Origin of the sequence: Aeromonas sp. ASNIH4 (assembly GCF_002934425.1) — a bacterium.
Classification (GTDB): Bacteria; Pseudomonadota; Gammaproteobacteria; order Enterobacterales; family Aeromonadaceae; genus Aeromonas; species Aeromonas hydrophila.
Genome location: NZ_CP026217.1, coordinates 1,312,988 through 1,330,166, shown reverse-complemented (window position 1 = coordinate 1,330,166; position 17,179 = coordinate 1,312,988). Strand labels below are relative to the sequence as shown.

Here is a 17,179-nt window from a genome sequence, read left to right as displayed (position 1 = left end):
ATTTTATTTTATGAAGGCGATTAAAGCGACGGTGACTCTCGTTTCTGCAGCGGATGTCTGATGCAGTGCAAGTCAAAAGCAATAGCTACCGCCCCTGAGTTACAGCTCCCAGTTTGCTGCTTTTAACCAGATTGTGTGTGCTGTTGGCCATGATGCCCTCCAGCTTGAGAAAATTGGCTATCGCTGTCAGAAAAGTCTGAATTCTAGCGCCTTTCACGGCAGCTTGAATAGCCAAAACAACCTTGCTCAAGACAAGTCATTTATAACCAGCTTTGTTGATGCTCAACGTTCTATTGGCTGCCGAAAATGTTCGCTCGCCATTCAAGAAAGCCCCTATTGAAACCCTTCCATCATCCTAAACAGCAGGGTTCCCAAGTAAAAATAGTGATAAATAACGCATCGAAGTAGATGCTTGCTCACAAGAACACCACTTTGCCCCAATCGTTGAAGAAGATGAGTAACACTTTCTTACAATTGCCATTCACTGGGTACGTAACATTCAGGCTTTTTCACCCATTTCTGCAGCCTGCCGACACGCTGTCTGCACGACGTATTATGTCACTTAGGTTTCATATGTATATGTTTTTGCTCAAAACAAACAGGGCGAACCTGATAGTTCGCCCTGTGACGGTAAGATAACGCAAGGAGAGATCTGTGGCTACTGTCAGCTTTTTCCTTTGCCACCCTCGGTATCGGTGGCTTGCCAGCCGCCACCGACAGCCTTGTAGAGTGCAACCTGGTTGCTGAGCTGCGCCAGACGGGTACTGATCAGCCCCTGTTTGGCACTGAACAGCGAGCGCTGGGCATCGAGTCGGGTGAGATAGCTGTCCACCCCCTTCTCGTAGCGCACCTCCGCCAGCTTGAAGTAGGTCTGGTTTGCCTCCACCAGTGCCTGCTGCGCCTGCAGTTGCTGCTGATAGTCGGCCTGGGCGCCGAGCGTATCTGCCACTTCCTTGAACGCGGTCTGGATGCTTTTCTCGTAGCTCGCCACCGCCTGCCTGGTGCTCACCTCGGCCACGTCCAGATCCGCGATGCGCTTGCCGCCGTCAAAAATCGGCAGGTTGATCTGCGGCATAAAGGTCCAGGTGCCGGTGCCGCCATCAAACAGCCCGCTCAACTGGTTGCTGGCGGTGCCCGCCGTCGCGGTCAGCGAGATGGTCGGGAAGAAGGCCGCACGGGCGGCGCCGATATTGGCATTGGCCGCCTTCAGGCTGTGCTCGGCCGCCAGGATGTCCGGGCGCTGTTGCAGCAGGCTGGATGGTGCACCCACCGGGATGGCCGCCAGCTGCACCTCGGCCAGGGTCGCCGGCTGGGTCATCAGCGCGGGGACGCCGGTCCCGAGCAGCAGCGCCAGGCCGTTGCGATCCTGCTTCACCTGCCGTTGATACTGGGCCAGGCTCACCTTGGCACTCTCCAGTGCGGTACGGCCCTGGGCCAGCTCCATTTCGGAGGCGGCACCCAGCCGGTACTTGTGCTCGGTCAGACCATAGCTCTCCTGCTCGGTGGCCAGGGTCGCCTCGCTCAGCGCCAGCAACTCCTGATCCGCCAGCAGAGTGAGATAAGCGTTGGCCACCGAGGCAATCAGCGCGATCTGGGTGCTGCGCTGGGTCTCAACCTGCGCCAGATAGTTTTCCAGCGCCTGATCTTTGAGGCTCTGGATCCGGCCGAACAGGTCCAGCTCGTAGGAGGTGATGCCGATGTTGGCGCCGTACTGGCTGCTGATGGTGCCCTGCCCCGTGCTGCTGAGATCGTCCGATCCCTGCTGACGGGTACCCGAGCCATTGGCCGCCAGGGTCGGCAGTTGGGCCGCCCGCTGGATCCGGTATCTGGCCTCGTAGGCCTCCACGTTGAGCGCCGCAAGGCGCAGATCCCGGTTGTTCTCGAGGGCCGTGGCAATCAACTGCTGCAGGGCGGGATCCAGGAACTGCTGGCGCCAGGGGGAGACGGCCGCCTCCCCTGCCTGGTTGCTTTGCCAGGCGGCGCCTTGCGGCAGCGCCGGGCGCTGGTAATCGGGGGCCATGGAACAGCCCCCCAGCAGCAGAGTCACGCTCAGGGCGATCAGGGTCTTAGTCATGTTTGATCTCCTCGGCATGGGCCAGACGCGCCTGCCTGGTGCTGTGCTTGGTGAAATAGCGCATCACCAGCACGAAGAACAGCGGCACGAAGAAGATGGCCAGCACGGTGGCACTGATCATCCCCCCCATCACGCCGGTACCGATGGCGTTGCGGCTGCTGGCGCCGGCCCCGGTACTGATCACCAGCGGCAATACGCCGAGGATGAAGGCGAGCGAGGTCATCAGGATCGGGCGCAGACGCAGGCGCGCCGCCTCCACCACGGCTTCGCTCAGCCCCATGCCCCTGTCATAGAGCTCCTTGGCGAACTCGACGATGAGGATCGCGTTCTTGGCCGACAAACCGATGGTGGTCAGCAGACCCACCTGGAAGTAGACGTCGTTCTCGAGCCCCCGCAGGGTGGCCGCCACAATGGCCCCCAGCACCCCGAGCGGCACCACCAGCATCACCGAGAACGGAATGCTCCAGCTCTCGTAGAGGGCGGCCAGACAGAGGAACACCACCAGCAGGGAGATGGCATACAGTGCCGGTGCCTGAGAGCCCGCCTGCCGCTCCTGATAGGAGAGACCGGTCCACTCGATGCCGATGCCTTCCGGCAGTTGCTTCACCATCTGCTCGATGGCGGCCATGGCGTCACCGGTACTCTTGCCCGGCGCCGCTTCCCCGACGATTTCCATCGCCGGCACGCCGTTGTAACGCTCCAGCCGTGGCGAGCCGAAGCTCCAGTCGGTACTGGCAAAGGCGGAGAAGGGCACCATCTGACCGGCGCTGTTGCGCACGTACCAGAGCTTGAGATCTTCCGGATTCATCCGGAAGGGGGCATCCGCCTGCAGGTAGACCTTCTTGACCCGGCCTCTGTCGACAAAGTCGTTCACATAGGCAGAGCCCCAGGCACTGGAGAGCGTGCTGTTGATGTCGCTGATGGAGAGTCCCTGCGCCAACGCCTTCTCGTAGTCGATCTTGATGTCGAGCTGGGGGGTATCTTCCATCCCGTTCGGGCGCACCCGCACCAGATTGGGATCCTGCGCCGCCATGCCGAGCAGCTGGTTGCGTGCCGCCATCAGCTTGTCGTGGCCCACGCCGGCCCGATCCTGCAGGAAGAAGTCAAAGCCGGTCGCCGTCCCGAGCTCCGGGATCGGAGGCAGGTTGAAGGCGAACACCTGGGCTTCCTTGATGCTGAACAGGTAGCCCATGGCACGGCCGATGATGGCATTGGCGCTACGATCCGGCGTGTTGCGCTCCTTCCAGTCTTTCAGCTTGATGAACGCCATGCCGCTGTTCTGACCGCTACCGGCGAAGCTGAAGCCCGCCACAGTCAGCACTGAGTCGACGTTATCCTTCTCGTTTTTCATGAAGTAGTCACGCATGTCGGCCAGCACCACCTCGGTGCGCTGCTTGGTCGCACCGACCGGCAGCTGCACCATGGACATGATGACCCCCTGATCCTCTTCTGGCAGGAAGGAGGTGGGCATGCGCATGAACAGGATGGCCAGTACCGCCAGCATGGCCGCATAGATGATGCCGTAGCGTACGCCCTGTTTGACCACCTTGCGCACGCCGCTCTGGTAGCGGTTGGCGCTGGCGTCGAAGGCCCGGTTGAACCAGCCGAAGAAACCGCGCTTGGCACCGAACTCGCCATGCTTGATGGGCTTGAGCAGGGTGGCGCACAGGGCCGGGGTCAGGATCAGCGCCACCAGCACCGACAGCACCATGGCCGAAACGATGGTGAGGGAGAACTGGCGATAAATGGCACCGGTCGAACCGCCGAAGAAGGCCATCGGCACGAACACCGCCGAGAGCACCAGGGCGATCCCCACCAGGGCGCCGGTGATCTGGGTCATGGACTTGCGGGTCGCCTCGAGTGGAGAGAGATCCTCTTCGCTCATCAGGCGCTCCACGTTCTCCACCACCACGATGGCGTCATCCACCAACAGGCCGATGGCCAGCACCAGACCGAACATGGTCAGGGTGTTGATGGAGAAGCCGAACGCCGACATGACCCCGAAGGTGCCCAGCAGCACCACGGGCACCGCAATGGTCGGGATCAGGGTGGCGCGGAAGTTCTGCAGGAACAGATACATCACGCAGAACACCAGGAAGATCGCCTCCACCAGGGTCTGTACCACCTCCTCGATGGAGATCTTCACGAACGGCGTGGTGTCGTACGGGTAGACGATCTCCATGTTGGCCGGGAAGTAAGTGGAGAGCTCATTCAGCTTGCCACGCACCTTCTCGGCGGTATCCAGCGCGTTGGCACCGGTCGCCAGCTTGATGGCTACCGCTGCGGTCGACTGACCGTTGTAGAGCGCCTCGGCATCGTAGCTTTCGCCGGCCAGTTCGACCCGAGCCACGTCTTTGAGCCGCACCTTGGAGCCGTCCTGGTTCACCCGCAACAGGATGTCGTTGAACTCCTCCACGGTGGAGAGCCGGGTCTGCCCCATGATGGTGGCGGTGAACTGCTGATCGGTCACCGCCGGGGTGCCCCCCAGCTTGCCGAAGGCCACCTGGGTATTTTGCGCCTTGATGGCGGCCTGTACATCACCAGGGGTCATTTGCACCCGGTTGAGCTTGTTGGGATCAAGCCAGACCCGCATGGAGTACTGGCTGCCGAACAGGGTGATGTCCCCTACCCCGTCCAGACGACTGAGCGGCTCCTTGATGTTGGCCACCACGTAGTCGGCCAGGTCATCGTTGGTCATGGCGCCATCTTTGGAGATAAAGGCGGCCACCATCAGGAAGCTGCTGGAGGTCTTCTGGACCCGGATCCCCTGCTGCTGCACCTCTTGCGGCAACAGCGACATGGCTTGCTGCAACTTGTTCTGCACCTGCACCTGGGCGATGTCGGGATCGGTCCCCGGCTGGAAGGTGAGGGTCACCGATACCCGGCCGGAGGAGTCCGACTGGGAGGACATGTAGAGCAGGTGATCCAGGCCGGTCATGTTCTGCTCGATGATCTGGGTCACCGAGTCTTCCACCGTCTTGGCGGAGGCCCCGGGGTAGCTGGCGGAAATGCCCACCGCCGGCGGCGCAATGCTCGGGTACTGGGCGACCGGCAGCTTGATGATGGCCAGGCTCCCCGCCAGCATGATCACCAGGGCGATCACCCAGGCGAAAATGGGTCTGTCTATGAAAAATCGTGCCATGAGGCGACTACTCCATCCTACTTGTTGGCCGGGGCATTGGCCGGTGCCTGGGCAGACTGCGCAGCGGCACTCTGTTCAGCAGGTGCCACGACGACCCCGGGTTTTACCTTTTGCAGGCCGGCGACGATCACCCGTTCGCCCGCCTTGAGACCGGATTCCACCGCCCAGTCACTGCCGACGATGCGGCCCAGCTGCACTTCACGCAGCTCCACCTTGTTGTCCGCCGTCACCACCATCACGGTGGCGCCGCCTTTCGGGGTACGGGTCACCGCGGTCTGCGGCACCAACAACCCTTCGGCGCGCTCGCCCTCCTGCAGGGTGGCACGCATGAACATGCCCGGCAGCAGCAGCTGATGAGGGTTGGGGACGATCACCCGCAGGGTCACCATGCCGGTGGTCTCATCCACGGTCACGTCGGAGAACTGCAGCGAGCCCTCTTCACCGTAGGTGGAGCCATCTTCCAGCTGGAAGCTCACCCGGGCGCCTTTCTGCTCGTCCTGGGTCAGCTTGCCAGCCGCCACCTGGCGCTTGAGGCGCAGCAGATCGGCGGTGGACTGGCGCACGTCCACATACATGGGATCGAGCTGCTGAATAGAGGTGAGACTGTCAGCCTGCTGGGCCGTCACCAGAGCACCCTCGGTCACCGCGGACTTGCCGATGCGACCGCTGATGGGGGCCGTGATGCGGGTGTAGGCCAGGTTGATGTTGGCGGTCTGCAGTGCCGCCTTGGCGGCACCGATTTCGGCCAGCTGTTGCTTCCAGGCCGCATCGGCGTCGTCATACTCCTGGCTGCTGATGGCCTTCACCTTCACCAGCTCGGCATAGCGCTTGGCCTTGAGGCGGGCGCTCTGCTCATTGGCCTGCGCCTTGGCCAGGTTGGCCTTGGCACTGGCCACCGCAGCCTGATAGACGGCGGGGTCGATCTGGTACAGCAGCTGACCGGCCTTGACGTCGCTGCCCTCGGTAAAGAGACGCTTGAGAATGATGCCGCTCACCTGGGGACGCACCTCGGCGACCCGCAGCGGGGCGCTGCGACCGGTCAGCTCGGTGGTGAGCTGCAGCGGCGCCGTGTGCAGGGTGACGACATCCACCGCGGCCGGCGGCATCGCACCGGGCCCCTGCTGGGCACTGCCCTGTTCGCCGCAAGCGGTCAGCAGACCGCTCGCCAGCAGCGCAAGGCCGACTGAACGTGCGAGAATATGTTTATGCATGGAGAACCTGAGCCTCTGTCTATCAATGAATAACCACAGGGTTTATAGGACCCGGTTGGTAAAATCGGAAAGATGAGGCAATATACATACATTCATAAATGTATGTAAGTGACTTTTTTTACTTTTACAAGGTGCGCGCAGAGATGGCCAGAAGAACCAAAGAAGAGGCGCAGCAGACCCGCTGCCACATCATGAGTACGGCCCTGGATCTGTTCTGCTCACAAGGCCTGGCCAAGACCAGCCTGACCGACATCGCCAGGGCCGCCGAGCTGACCCGGGGCGCCATTTACTGGCATTTCAAAAACAAAGAAGAGCTGTTCGTCTCCCTCTGGGAGGAGCTGTGCCAACCCCTCTCCCACCAGCTCGACGCCTGCGTCTCCGAGCTGGAACCCGATCCCCTCGGCAAGCTGCGCACCTTCCTCAAGGGAGTGATCATCAAGATAAGCAGCGAGCCAGCCCATCAGCAGATGTTCACCATACTGTTCAACCTGGAGTCGCTGGAAGGGGAAGCCATCTCCTTGCGCGAGCACATGCGCAGCCAGTCAAACAACTTCTTCCGGGATCTGGAAGCCACCCTGGCCAATGCGGTGCGCCTCGGCCAGCTGCCGCAGGGGCTGGATCTGCAGCGGGCCGCCACCCTGCTGCACTGCACCCTGGATGGCTACATCATCAACTGGCTGCACTTTCCGGAGCGCATCGATCTGCGCCAGGAGGCCGACTTCCTGCTGGACAGCCTGTTCGCCCTGATCGCCCAGCCAACCAGCCCGGCCGCCCGTCGCCCCTGAACCAGCAAGGCCGAACACTGGCGGCCCTGGCCCGGCGCAGACAACCCCTCACTCCCTTCCATCTCCTTTCATTCCTTTGGCGCCCCGGCGCCAAATTGGCTCAAGTTTGCTATAGTCACGCCCCCGAAATTGAGTTGCGCCCCAGAGCAAAGGTGCCCGCCATGTCCCGTCCGTCTCCCTCCTGCCCTCCGGCCTCCATTGCCACGCCCTCAGCCGATCCATGGTCAGCGGCGCGCCAATCGTTTCTGGCGCTGCTGCCAACGGGAGCCCACCTGCTGGAGGCGGGCTGCGGCGAAGGCGACGATCTCTGTTTCTTTCGCCAGCAGGGGCTGGTGGTGACGGCCTTCGATGCCCGCCTGGCACAAGCCAGGATCGCCTCGCGGCGCAGCGGCCAGCCGGTGCGGGTCTGCCGCGTCGAGCAGCTGCGCAGCGTGGTGCCCTATGACGGTATTTGGGCGCGCGGGGCCTTGCCAGCGATCGCGCCAGACGAGCTCAGCGACGCGCTGGCCCATCTGGCTGGGCTGCTCAAGCCCGCCGGGCCGCTCTATTGTGCCTTTCCCCACCCCAGTGGCCAGCCCGTTGCCACCGGCAGCACTCCTGCCGAGGAGCACCTCTCCCAGACCCGGCTCGATGAAGACGGCCTGCGCCGGCTCATCGCCCCGCTGCCGCTGCAACTGCAGCAGTGCTGGGAGAGCGAGCAGACGGATAGCCGCTGGCTGCACGCCCTGCTGATCCGCGCCTGAAAGGGCGCGCAAAATTAATCACCCACCGCACCTCGCGATCAGGTCGCCAGTGGCTATCACCACCATGATCACATTTAACAATATTTAACTCGACATTAACGCACCCACGACAGACATGATGCGGATTTTGTGTTAAAAAGCGGCATTAAAATCAAAATTAAATAACAAATCAGACACTAACACCTGGATTTACTTATGAAACTTGTCCTCAAACTGGTTGCCGGCATCCTCGCCGGTCTCTTGCTCGGTCTCTACGCCCCTGAATGGGTCGCACGCGTGCTGTTTACGGCCAAGACAGTCATAGGTCAGCTGATCACCTTCACCATTCCGCTCATCATCCTGTTCTTCATCATGAGCGGCATCGCCAGCCTGCCAAAGAACTCCGGCAAGCTGCTGGGCAAGACGGTCGCCCTCTCCTACTGCTCCACCATACTGGCGGGGCTGTTTGCCTTTACCGTGGCCAGCAACCTGATCCCGCGCCTGACCACCGCCGCCGAGCCCACCGCCGAGAGCGCCATCAAGCTCGCCTCCTACATCAACCTGGAGATCCCGCCGCTGTTCGGGGTGATGTCGGCACTGGCCGCCGCCTTCGTGTTCGGCATCGGCATCAGCGCCACCCAGGCCACCGATCTGCGCCGGGTCGCCGATCAGGGCCGTGACATCATCGACCGCCTGCTGGCCAAGGTGATCATCCCGCTGCTACCGTTCTACATCGCCGGCGTCTTCGTCGAGATGACGGTGGAAGGTACCGTATTCGCCACCCTGAAGACCTTCGGCGTGGTACTGGTGATGGCCATCGTCATGCACTGGCTCTGGCTCTCCGTGCTGTTCGTCGGCACCGGTCTGGCCCTGGGCCGCTCCCCGGCCCAGCTCATCAAGAACATGCTGCCGGCCTACTTCACCGCGCTGGGTACCATGTCCAGCGCCGCCACCATCCCGGTCGCCCTGCAGGCCAGCAAGAACAACGGCGTGAGCGATGGCATCGCCAACTTCACCGTGCCGCTGTGCGCCACCATTCACCTGTGTGGCTCCACCATCACCCTGGTGACCTGCGCCACCGCGGTGATGTTCCTCTCCGAGCATCTGGCCATTCCGGGCATAGGCACCATGCTGCCCTTCATCATGATGCTGGGTGTCATCATGATTGCCGCGCCGGGTGCTCCGGGTGGTGGCGTCATGTCCGCACTGGGCCTGCTCACCTCCATGCTGGGGTTCGGTGAGGCCTCCATCGCCCTGATGATCGCCCTCTATCTGGCGCAGGACAGCTTCGGTACCGCCTGCAACGTCACCGGCGACGGCGTCATCGCCCTGTGGGCCGACCGTTTCGCCCAGAGCGGCGAGCCAGCGCTCAGCGCCGAGCAAGACGCCGCCTGATAGCGCAAGCGCATAAAAAAACGGGAGCCATCGGCTCCCGTTTTTTTGTTGGCGCTCAGCGCTGCTCAACCGCGACGGCGGATCACCCCTTCCTGCGCCGTGCTCGCCACCAGCACCCCATCGCGGGTGAAGAACTGGCCGCGCACCAGGCCACGACCGGCGCTGGCGCTCGGGCTGTCCACCACGTAGAGCAGCCAGTCGTCCAGCCGGAAGTCCCGGTGGAACCACATGGAGTGATCGATGGTAGCCACCTGCATGTCCGGCTCCCAGTACGACACGCCGTGGGGCTGCAGTGCGGTGAACAGGAAGTGGAAGTCGGAGGCATAGGCCAGCAGGTACTTGTGCACCCGCTGATCGTCCGGCATCTGGCCATTGGCCTTGAACCAGACGTGGCGCAGCGGCTCGTGCACGTCGGGGCGGATCGGATCGACCAGAGTCACCGGGCGAATCTCGATGGGCTTCTCGCACATGATCTTGTCGCGCAGGGCGGGCGGGATCTGCTGCTCGTAGGGGCGCACCAGCTCCAGCTCGCTCTTGAGCTGCTCGGGCGGCGTGATCCCCGCCGGCATGGCGATCTGGTGTTCAAAGCCGTCCGCCTCGACCTGGAAGGAGGCGTTGAGATAGAAGATGGGCTTGCCGCCCTGAATGGCCTTGACCCGGCGGGTGGAGACGGTCTGGCCGTCGCGGATGTTCTCCACGTCGTAGACGATGGGACGGTTGGCATCGCCGGGGCGCAGGAAGTAGGAGTGGAAGCTGTGCACCTGGCGATCGCTTGCCACCGTCTGCTTGGCGGCTGACAAGGCCTGCCCCATTACCTGTCCGCCAAACACGGCCCGCAGACCGAGATCCTGGCTCTGGCCCCGAAACAGGCCCTCCTCGATTTTCTCGAGCGCCAGCAACGCCAGCAGCTCATCAAGTACCTTGCTCATTATTATCTCCTGTGTCAGTGCGGGAAGGCTAACAAGCCCGCCCGTGCCGAGCAACCACCCCCGCCCCTGGCAGTCACCTGCCCGGCCCCATTAATTCAGCTTCATGCGAACTTGAACAATAACGAACTCAAAAGGCGCCAACGAAAAGGCCCGCCGAAGAGGCGGGCCTTTTGCAGTGCGGCCTTGCGGCCACGCAGCGCTTACTTGCTGCCGGTACCCGAGTTGCGGGTGGAAGAGGTCGGCTTGCGACGGGCCGTGGTGGCGCGGGCGCGCGGCTCCTTGCCCTGCATCTCCTTGTGGCGCTTGACGGCGCGACGGATCTGGGCGGCCTGCTTGTGACGGCTGGTTTTGCCATCCTGCTGCAGATCGACCTTGGATTCGGTCTCGTTGGGCAGGTTGACCAGGCCTCGCAGGTAGTTCACCTCGGGCAGTTTCAGCTCCTGCCAGCCACCGCGCGGGATGCCGCGATCCAGCTGCACGTCGCCGTAGCGAATCCGCATCAGGCGGCTCACCTGCACTTCCTGGGATTCCCACAGGCGGCGCACTTCACGGTTGCGCCCTTCGGTCAGGGTGACGTTGAACCACTGGTTCAGACCCTCGCCACCGGCCGGCTTGATCTTGTTGAACTTGGCCATGCCGTCTTCCAGCTGCACACCCTTGCGCAGGCGCTGCAGCATGGCTTCGGTGATCTCGCCAAAGACCCGCACCGCGTATTCCCGCTCCACTTCGTGGCTCGGGTGCATCAGCCGGTTGGCCAGTTCACCGTCGGTGGTGAACAGCAAGAGACCTGAGGTGTTGACGTCGAGGCGGCCGACCGCAATCCAGCGGGCCCCTTCCATCTTGGGCAGACGATCAAACACGGTGGGACGACCTTCCGGATCGTGACGGGTACACATCTCCCCTTCCGGCTTGTGGTAAGCCAGCACGCGGCAGATCACTTCCTCTGCGGCACGGGTCTTGACCTGGTGACCATCCACCCGGATCACGGCGTTCACTTCGACGCGATCCCCCAGTGTGGCGACCTTGCCATCCACACTGACCCGACCTGCGGTGATCAGGGCCTCCATCTCACGACGGGAGCCGTGACCCGCGCGGGCCAACACTTTTTGCAGTTTTTCACTCATCGGGGTTACCTGATTGTTGATCGCTGCCCGCTGCTGCCAATGTCAGCGTGGACAACGAGGGTTGCAGTTCGGGGTCAAGCTCGGGGAGCTGCTCCAGACTCTGCAGATTAAAATAATCCAGAAATTCTCGGGTGGTGGCGAGCAGCTCCGGGCGGCCCACCACCTCCTTGTGACCGATGCTGCGCACCCAGCCACGTTCTTTCAGGGTATTCACTATCTGGCTCGAGACCGCCACCCCGCGGATGGCTTCGATCTCGGCCCGGGTGATGGGCTGACGATAGGCGATCAACGTCAGCGTCTCCATCACGGCGCGCGAATAACGGGGCGCCCGCTCGCTCCAGAGCCTGGAGAGCTCCTCGGCGTACTCCTGGCGGGCCTGAAAGCGCCAGCCGGAGGCCACCTCCTTGAGCTCCACCCCCCGTTCGCTGTAATCCTGTCTGAGCTCCGCCAGCAACAGCTGGACGTAGCGGCTGGTGACCGGGTAGTCCGCCAGTACGCTGCTCTTGAGCTCGCTGACGTTGAGCGGGCGTCCGGCGACGAACAGCGCCGCCTCGATCAGCGTCTTGAGTCGTTCAGCCGGCAGCGCCATGGTCCGCTCCTCGCAACATCGGCCTCTTCAACCGTTCAGTGGGCAGCGCCACGCACGCTCTCCTCATGCTGGCCGGCCAAGGCAAAGTGGATCGGCCCCAGCGGTTCCGCCTGCAGGATCCAGATCAGCTGCTCCTTGCACAGCTCCAGCAGCGCCAGAAACGTCACCAATACCCCCATGCGCCCCTCTTCGGCGCGCAGCACCCGATCCAGGCGCAGGGTCTGGCCCAGCGAGAGCATGGCAAGGATCTCCGCCATGCGCACCCGGGTCGGGATCTGCTCACGGCGGATCTGGTGATGTTCAAAATGAGTCGCGCGTTTTACCACACTTTGCATGTAAAGGGCGAGCTCAACCAGCGAAACATCGGGCGTCAATGGTTTGAGATCGCCAAAATCCGGCGGCAGCGCGGTGGCGATGAAGATCTCCCGCTCCAGCCGCGGCAACTCGTTGACTCGCTCCGCCCCCACCTTGTAGCGCTCGTACTCCTGCAGCCGGCGAATGAGGGTGACGCGGGGGTCTTCCCCCTCCTCCTCATCTTCCAGCTCCGGCGCCTTGGGCAGCAGCAGACGGGATTTTATCTCCGCCAGCCAGGCCGCCATCAGCAGGTATTCGGCCGCCAGCTCCAGATTGAGGCCCTGCATCAGCTCCACGTACTCCATGTACTGGGAGGTGATCTGCAGGATCGGCAGGTTGAGGATGTCGAGCTGCTGGCGCCGGATGAGGTAGAGCAAGAGATCGAGCGGCCCCTCGAAGGTATCGAGAAACACCTCCAGCGCATCGGGCGGGATGAACAAATCCTGGGGCAGCTCGTGATAGGGCTGCCCCAGCACCCGGGCGATGGGAGACGGGACGGCCTGGGGGGGAATGGCCTCCCCCGCCGGGCTCGCCCCCCTCTCGCCCGCCGTGGGCGTGGTCATCACCGGCACAGGATCGGCAGTATCACTCAAACGGAGTCGGGTCACCGGCACCACGCCGGCGCAGCACCGGCTCGTCGTCGGAGAAGTCCACCACGGTAGTGGGCTGCTCGCCCAGATAACCGCCGTTGACCACCAGATCCAGCTGTTTGCCCAGCTTGTCGAAGATCTCCTCCGGGTCGAACTCCGCCATGTCCGATTCCGGCAGGATCAATGTGGTGGAGAGCAGCGGCTCGCCGAGCGCTTCCAGCAGCGCCTGGGCAATCTTGTTGTCCGGTACCCGGATGCCGATGGTCTTCTTCTTCTCGTTCATCAGGCGACGCGGTACTTCCTTGGTGGCCTTGAAGATGAAGGTGTAGGGGCCGGGGGTGTTGTTCTTGATCAGGCGAAACGCCGTGTTGTCCACCTTGGCATAGGTGGAGATCTCGGAGAGATCGCGGCACACCAGGGTAAAGTCGTGGTTGGGATCGATGCGGCGGATGCGGCAGATGCGCTCCAGCGCGCCCTTGTCGCCCATCTGGCAACCCAGCGCATAGCCCGAGTCGGTGGGATAGACGATGACGCCGCCGTTCTGAATGATCTGTACCGCCTGGCTGATCAGACGGGCCTGGGGGTTTTCCGGATGTACGTAAAAGTGCTGACTCATGACTCGTTCTCGCAATGGGGGCGGCAATGCCTGCCCGCTTGATGGCCGTGGAGCCGGGCTCCACGACACTACCTTAATCTGTTTGACGCCTGCAGACGCCTCTTAACGGCTGGCCAGCAGAGCGGCGTGCTGTTCGGTGGTGAGCCCGAAGTGACCGGGATGGGCCAGCCAGAGCGGCATCCCTTCCTTGGGCAACCAGAGGTGGCGCCCCAGCTCGGTCCAGTTGGAGGGGAAGTGAAAATCCGATCCCACCGAGATGTAGAGGTCGTGCTCCTTGGCCCACTGGCCGAGATTCGCCCGCTCCTGCGGGCTCTGCTGGGGCAGCGAAACCTCCATGGCATCGCCACCGGCCGCCTTGAAGGCCACCAGCAGCCGCTTGATCCACTTGGCGGTGAGGTCGTAACGGCTCGGGTGGGCCAGCACCGCCAGACCGCCAGCAGCGTGAATGGCGCTGATCGCCTCGCCCATCTCCGGCCACTCGGCCGGAGCATAGCCCTTGTTGCCCCGACTCAGGTACTTTTTGAAGACCTTCTGCATGGTATCGGCCACCCCGCGCGCCATCAGCACCCGGGCAAAGTGGGCCCGGGTCACGGCGGCGTCGCCAGCCAGCTGCTTGGCCTCTTCATAGGTGCCGGGGAGTTGGCACTTCTCCAGACGACGCCCTATTTCCTGGGCGCGTGCCTCACGACGGGCCAGCTGGCCGGCCAGAAACGCCACCAGCTGCGGATTTTTTTCATCCACCCCCAGCGCCACGATATGGATCTCGTGATGCTCCCAGCCGGTGGAGATCTCGACCCCGCTCACCAGCCGCAGCGGCAGTTGCTCATTCTCGATGGTGCGGCGCACCTCATCAAGCCCGGCAAGAGTATCGTGGTCAGTAACTGCTAACACCTCGACCTGTTTTTCGGCGGCGCGGCGCACCAGTTCGGCGGGGCTCAGCACCCCATCCGAGGCCGTGGTATGGCAGTGTAGATCGAATCTCATCAGATTATTCCGCTCTCGTGGTCAGGTCACCATGGGTACACATTCGGTGAAAGAAGGCTAAAAAGCGACTTGACTTGGCCGCGGCTTTATCGTTTTCTGTAGGCACTTCATTGCAAACATCTTTTTACAGGACTTTATCATGCAAACGACTTCCATCCTGACCATCTGGTGGTGGCACACTCCCTGACATGCGGGCGTGTGGTCGTTGCTGTACCTGTAAATCTGACAGCAAATAAAGAACCCAAAGAAAAAGCCCGCTGACCCCAGCGGGCTTTTTTATTATCCGGCAAATGGACCTGTGATGAAACCGAGAATTCAGACAAGCAAGCTGACCTGGCGATGGCGCCCCTGAACCAGCCACCCCAGACCCATTAAATTTTCAAGGAATTCAACGTCATGAACATCGGTAAACAGCATCACACGCAAGGGAACGCACTATGACAGCCAGCCATCGCCTTCCTCTGGGTGAATTCGATACCCTCACCCTCAACGCCCCCTATGTGGCCGATCCGCTGGCACTCTACAGCGAGCTCTGCCAGGGTCGCCCCAACAACCTGCTGCTTGAATCGGTGGAGATCGACTCCAAGGCCGGCAAACAGAGCCTGCTACTGGTGGACGCCTGCCTGCGCATCGAATGCCGTGGTCGCACCGTGCGGGTGCGCAGCCTCAACGACAACGGCGCCCAGCTGCAGAGCCTGCTGGCCGAGCGCCTGCCCGCCGCCGTTGCCCAGAGCATGGTGGCCGGCGAGCTGCAGCTCGACTTCCCGGCCTCAGATCGGGCGCTCGATGAAGACAGCCGCCTCAAGGGGATCAGCGTGCTGGACGTGCTGCGCACCCTGCAGCGAGAGCTTGATTGCCAGCTCGGCAAAGAGGCGCTGTTTATGGCGGGCAGCTTCGCCTACGACCTCATCGCCTCCTTTGAAGATCTGCCCGTAGTGCCAGAGGGGAGCAACGACTGCCCCGACTACTGCTTCTACGTGGCCGAGACCCTGATCACCATCGACCACATCGCGCGCTCCACTGCGCTGCTCGCCTGCATCTTCGGCGGTGACAGCGACGAGAGCCAGGTGGAAGACAGATACCACCGCCTGAGCGAGCGCCTCGCCCAGTTCAAGCACGCCTGCCAGCAAGCCCCCGCGCAGGCTCCGGCCACCCCGACCCTCGCCGGCGGCATGAGCGTGGACAAGAGCGACAAGCAGTTCTGCGCCGAGGTGGAGAAGCTCAAGGGCTTTATCCGCCGCGGCGACATCTTCCAGGTGGTGCCGTCCCGCTGCTTCTCCCTGCCCTGCCCCAGCCCCGTCGCCGCCTATCGCCGCCTCAAACAGACCAACCCCAGCCCCTACATGTTCTATGTGCAGGACGAGGGCTTCACCCTGTTTGGCGCCTCGCCGGAGAGCGCGGTGAAATTCTGCGCCACCAGCCGCGACGTGGAGATGTACCCCATCGCCGGTACCCGCCGCCGCGGCTTCAACCCCGATGGCAGCATCAACCGAGATCTCGACGGCCGCATCGAGCTGGAACTGCGTCAGGACGAGAAAGAGGTGGCCGAACACCTGATGCTGGTGGATCTGGGCCGCAACGACATCGCCCGCATCTCCGAGCCCGGCACCCGCTACGTCAAGGAGCTGCTGAAGGTGGATCGCTACAGCCACGTGATGCACCTGGTCTCCAAGGTGGTCGGCACCTTGCGCGCCGACCTTGACGCCCTGCACGCCTATCAGGCCTGCATGAACATGGGCACCCTCACCGGCGCGCCGAAGATCCGCGCCAGCGAGCTTATTCGCATGGTGGAAGGCAAGCGCCGCGGCAGCTACGGCGGCGCGGTCGGCTACCTCAACGGCGCCGGCGAGATGGATACCTGCATCGTCATCCGCTCCGCGTTTGTCAAAGAGGGCGTGGCCCACGTGCAGGCCGGTGCCGGGGTGGTCTATGACTCCAAACCCCAGGCCGAGGCGGACGAGACCCGCGCCAAGGCGGCGGCCGTGCTGGCCGCCATCGCCGCCAGCCATGGCACCTCCCTGCAAGCCCTGAGCGCCCAGCAGGAGCAACATAAGGACGTGAGCCATGACTAATATCTTCCTGCTCGACAACTTCGACTCATTTACCTACAACCTCGTCGACCAGTTCCGCTCCCTCGGCTATCCGGTGCGGATCTACCGCAACAGCCTGCCGGCGAGCCGCATCATGAGCGAGATCGCCGCCTGTGAAGGGGACGCCGTGCTGGTGCTCTCGCCGGGCCCGGGCGCCCCCCATGAAGCGGGTTGCCTGATAGACCTCATCAAGCTGGCCCGCGGTCAGGTGCCCATCCTCGGTATCTGTCTCGGCCATCAAGCCCTGTGCGAAGCCTACGGTGGCACCGTCGGCGCGGCGGGCGAGATCGTCCACGGCAAGCGTTCCCTGATTGAGCACAACGGCCACGGCGCCTTCGCGGGGCTGCAAAGCCCCTTACCGGTGGCCCGCTACCACTCGCTGGTCGCCACCTATGTACCGGAAGAGCTGACGGTGATTGCCCACTATCAGGGCATGCCCATGGCCATCGAGCAGCAGGATGAGCGGGTGCTGGGTTTCCAGTTCCACCCGGAATCCATCATGACCTCGGAAGGGGCCCGTCTGCTGACCCAGGCGCTCGCCCATATCACCCGTCCAGAAAGCAGTGTGCGGTAA

At 62.7% G+C, this 17,179-nt stretch carries 14 protein-coding genes; 5 read left to right on the top strand and 9 right to left on the bottom strand.

Annotated features, from left to right (window positions below):
* Positions 1-664: 664 nt before the first annotated feature.
* Genes C2U40_RS06235 through C2U40_RS06225 form a run of 3 tightly spaced genes read right to left on the bottom strand, consistent with a single transcriptional unit; the run spans position 665 to position 6,427 of the window.
* On the bottom strand, positions 665-2,074 hold the full coding sequence (locus C2U40_RS06235) for an efflux transporter outer membrane subunit (protein ID WP_103828747.1): 1,410 nt from the start codon (positions 2,072-2,074) through the stop codon (positions 665-667).
* Positions 2,067-5,216, bottom strand: coding sequence for an efflux RND transporter permease subunit (locus C2U40_RS06230; RefSeq protein ID WP_103828746.1), 3,150 nt, complete (start codon positions 5,214-5,216; stop codon positions 2,067-2,069). The genes C2U40_RS06235 and C2U40_RS06230 overlap by 8 nt, the downstream gene beginning before the upstream one ends.
* Positions 5,217-5,233: 17 nt before the next feature.
* Complete coding sequence (locus C2U40_RS06225; protein ID WP_103828745.1) at positions 5,234-6,427, bottom strand: efflux RND transporter periplasmic adaptor subunit; 1,194 nt, start codon at positions 6,425-6,427, stop codon at positions 5,234-5,236.
* A gap of 143 nt (positions 6,428-6,570) precedes the next feature.
* Between C2U40_RS06225 and C2U40_RS06220 the strand changes: the two genes are divergently transcribed.
* The 3 genes from C2U40_RS06220 (at position 6,571) to C2U40_RS06210 (ending at position 9,329) form a co-directional block, all read left to right on the top strand.
* Positions 6,571-7,212, top strand: coding sequence for a TetR family transcriptional regulator (locus tag C2U40_RS06220; protein ID WP_103828764.1), 642 nt, complete (start codon positions 6,571-6,573; stop codon positions 7,210-7,212).
* Positions 7,213-7,463: 251 nt separating this feature from the next.
* Positions 7,464-7,955, top strand: coding sequence for a class I SAM-dependent methyltransferase (locus C2U40_RS06215; RefSeq protein WP_324828668.1), 492 nt, complete (start codon positions 7,464-7,466; stop codon positions 7,953-7,955).
* A gap of 195 nt (positions 7,956-8,150) precedes the next feature.
* Positions 8,151-9,329, top strand: a complete 1,179-nt coding sequence (locus C2U40_RS06210; protein ID WP_103828744.1) for a dicarboxylate/amino acid:cation symporter — start codon at positions 8,151-8,153, stop codon at positions 9,327-9,329.
* 65 nt (positions 9,330-9,394) lie between these two features.
* Here the strand turns inward: C2U40_RS06210 and tesB are convergent, their stop codons facing one another.
* The 6 genes from tesB to rnm all read right to left on the bottom strand — a co-directional run bounded on the left by tesB (position 9,395) and on the right by rnm (position 14,515).
* Positions 9,395-10,258: an acyl-CoA thioesterase II gene (gene tesB, locus C2U40_RS06205; RefSeq protein ID WP_016351376.1), complete on the bottom strand. Its 864-nt coding sequence runs from the start codon at positions 10,256-10,258 to the stop codon at positions 9,395-9,397.
* Between the two features lie 200 nt (positions 10,259-10,458).
* Positions 10,459-11,382, bottom strand: a complete 924-nt coding sequence (gene rluB, locus C2U40_RS06200) for a 23S rRNA pseudouridine(2605) synthase RluB (RefSeq protein WP_076360029.1) — start codon at positions 11,380-11,382, stop codon at positions 10,459-10,461.
* The gene (gene scpB / locus C2U40_RS06195; RefSeq protein WP_011706719.1) at positions 11,375-11,971 is read right to left on the bottom strand and encodes an SMC-Scp complex subunit ScpB; all 597 of its coding nucleotides are present in this window, start codon (positions 11,969-11,971) and stop codon (positions 11,375-11,377) included. The genes rluB and scpB overlap by 8 nt, the downstream gene beginning before the upstream one ends.
* Positions 11,972-12,006: 35 nt before the next feature.
* Entirely contained in the window at positions 12,007-12,918 is a 912-nt protein-coding gene (locus tag C2U40_RS06190) for a segregation and condensation protein A (protein ID WP_162498629.1), read from the bottom strand.
* Complete coding sequence (locus tag C2U40_RS06185) at positions 12,911-13,531, bottom strand: L-threonylcarbamoyladenylate synthase (RefSeq protein ID WP_016351379.1); 621 nt, start codon at positions 13,529-13,531, stop codon at positions 12,911-12,913. The genes C2U40_RS06190 and C2U40_RS06185 overlap by 8 nt, the downstream gene beginning before the upstream one ends.
* A 102-nt stretch (positions 13,532-13,633) precedes the next feature.
* Complete coding sequence (gene rnm, locus C2U40_RS06180) at positions 13,634-14,515, bottom strand: RNase RNM (protein WP_103828743.1); 882 nt, start codon at positions 14,513-14,515, stop codon at positions 13,634-13,636.
* 437 nt (positions 14,516-14,952) lie between these two features.
* On the opposite strand from rnm, the gene C2U40_RS06175 reads away from it, so the two are divergent.
* Together C2U40_RS06175 and C2U40_RS06170 are read left to right on the top strand one after the other, a co-directional pair.
* The gene (locus tag C2U40_RS06175) at positions 14,953-16,587 is read left to right on the top strand and encodes an anthranilate synthase component 1 (RefSeq protein WP_103828742.1); all 1,635 of its coding nucleotides are present in this window, start codon (positions 14,953-14,955) and stop codon (positions 16,585-16,587) included.
* Complete coding sequence (locus C2U40_RS06170; RefSeq protein ID WP_016351382.1) at positions 16,580-17,179, top strand: aminodeoxychorismate/anthranilate synthase component II; 600 nt, start codon at positions 16,580-16,582, stop codon at positions 17,177-17,179. The genes C2U40_RS06175 and C2U40_RS06170 overlap by 8 nt, the downstream gene beginning before the upstream one ends.

Excerpts from the sequence above, each read along its gene's own strand:
- rnm (WP_103828743.1), bottom strand. The coding sequence starts at position 14,515 with ATGAGATTCGATCTACACTGCCATACCACGGCCTCGGATGGGGTGCTG.
- rluB (WP_076360029.1), bottom strand. The coding sequence starts at position 11,382 with ATGAGTGAAAAACTGCAAAAAGTGTTGGCCCGCGCGGGTCACGGCTCC.
- C2U40_RS06225 (WP_103828745.1), bottom strand. The coding sequence starts at position 6,427 with ATGCATAAACATATTCTCGCACGTTCAGTCGGCCTTGCGCTGCTGGCG.
- C2U40_RS06185 (WP_016351379.1), bottom strand. The coding sequence starts at position 13,531 with ATGAGTCAGCACTTTTACGTACATCCGGAAAACCCCCAGGCCCGTCTG.
- C2U40_RS06175 (WP_103828742.1), top strand. The coding sequence starts at position 14,953 with ATGACAGCCAGCCATCGCCTTCCTCTGGGTGAATTCGATACCCTCACC.
- scpB (WP_011706719.1), bottom strand. The coding sequence starts at position 11,971 with ATGGCGCTGCCGGCTGAACGACTCAAGACGCTGATCGAGGCGGCGCTG.
- C2U40_RS06235 (WP_103828747.1), bottom strand. The coding sequence starts at position 2,074 with ATGACTAAGACCCTGATCGCCCTGAGCGTGACTCTGCTGCTGGGGGGC.
- C2U40_RS06210 (WP_103828744.1), top strand. The coding sequence starts at position 8,151 with ATGAAACTTGTCCTCAAACTGGTTGCCGGCATCCTCGCCGGTCTCTTG.
- C2U40_RS06230 (WP_103828746.1), bottom strand. The coding sequence starts at position 5,216 with ATGGCACGATTTTTCATAGACAGACCCATTTTCGCCTGGGTGATCGCC.
- C2U40_RS06170 (WP_016351382.1), top strand. The coding sequence starts at position 16,580 with ATGACTAATATCTTCCTGCTCGACAACTTCGACTCATTTACCTACAAC.
- tesB (WP_016351376.1), bottom strand. The coding sequence starts at position 10,258 with ATGAGCAAGGTACTTGATGAGCTGCTGGCGTTGCTGGCGCTCGAGAAA.
- C2U40_RS06220 (WP_103828764.1), top strand. The coding sequence starts at position 6,571 with ATGGCCAGAAGAACCAAAGAAGAGGCGCAGCAGACCCGCTGCCACATC.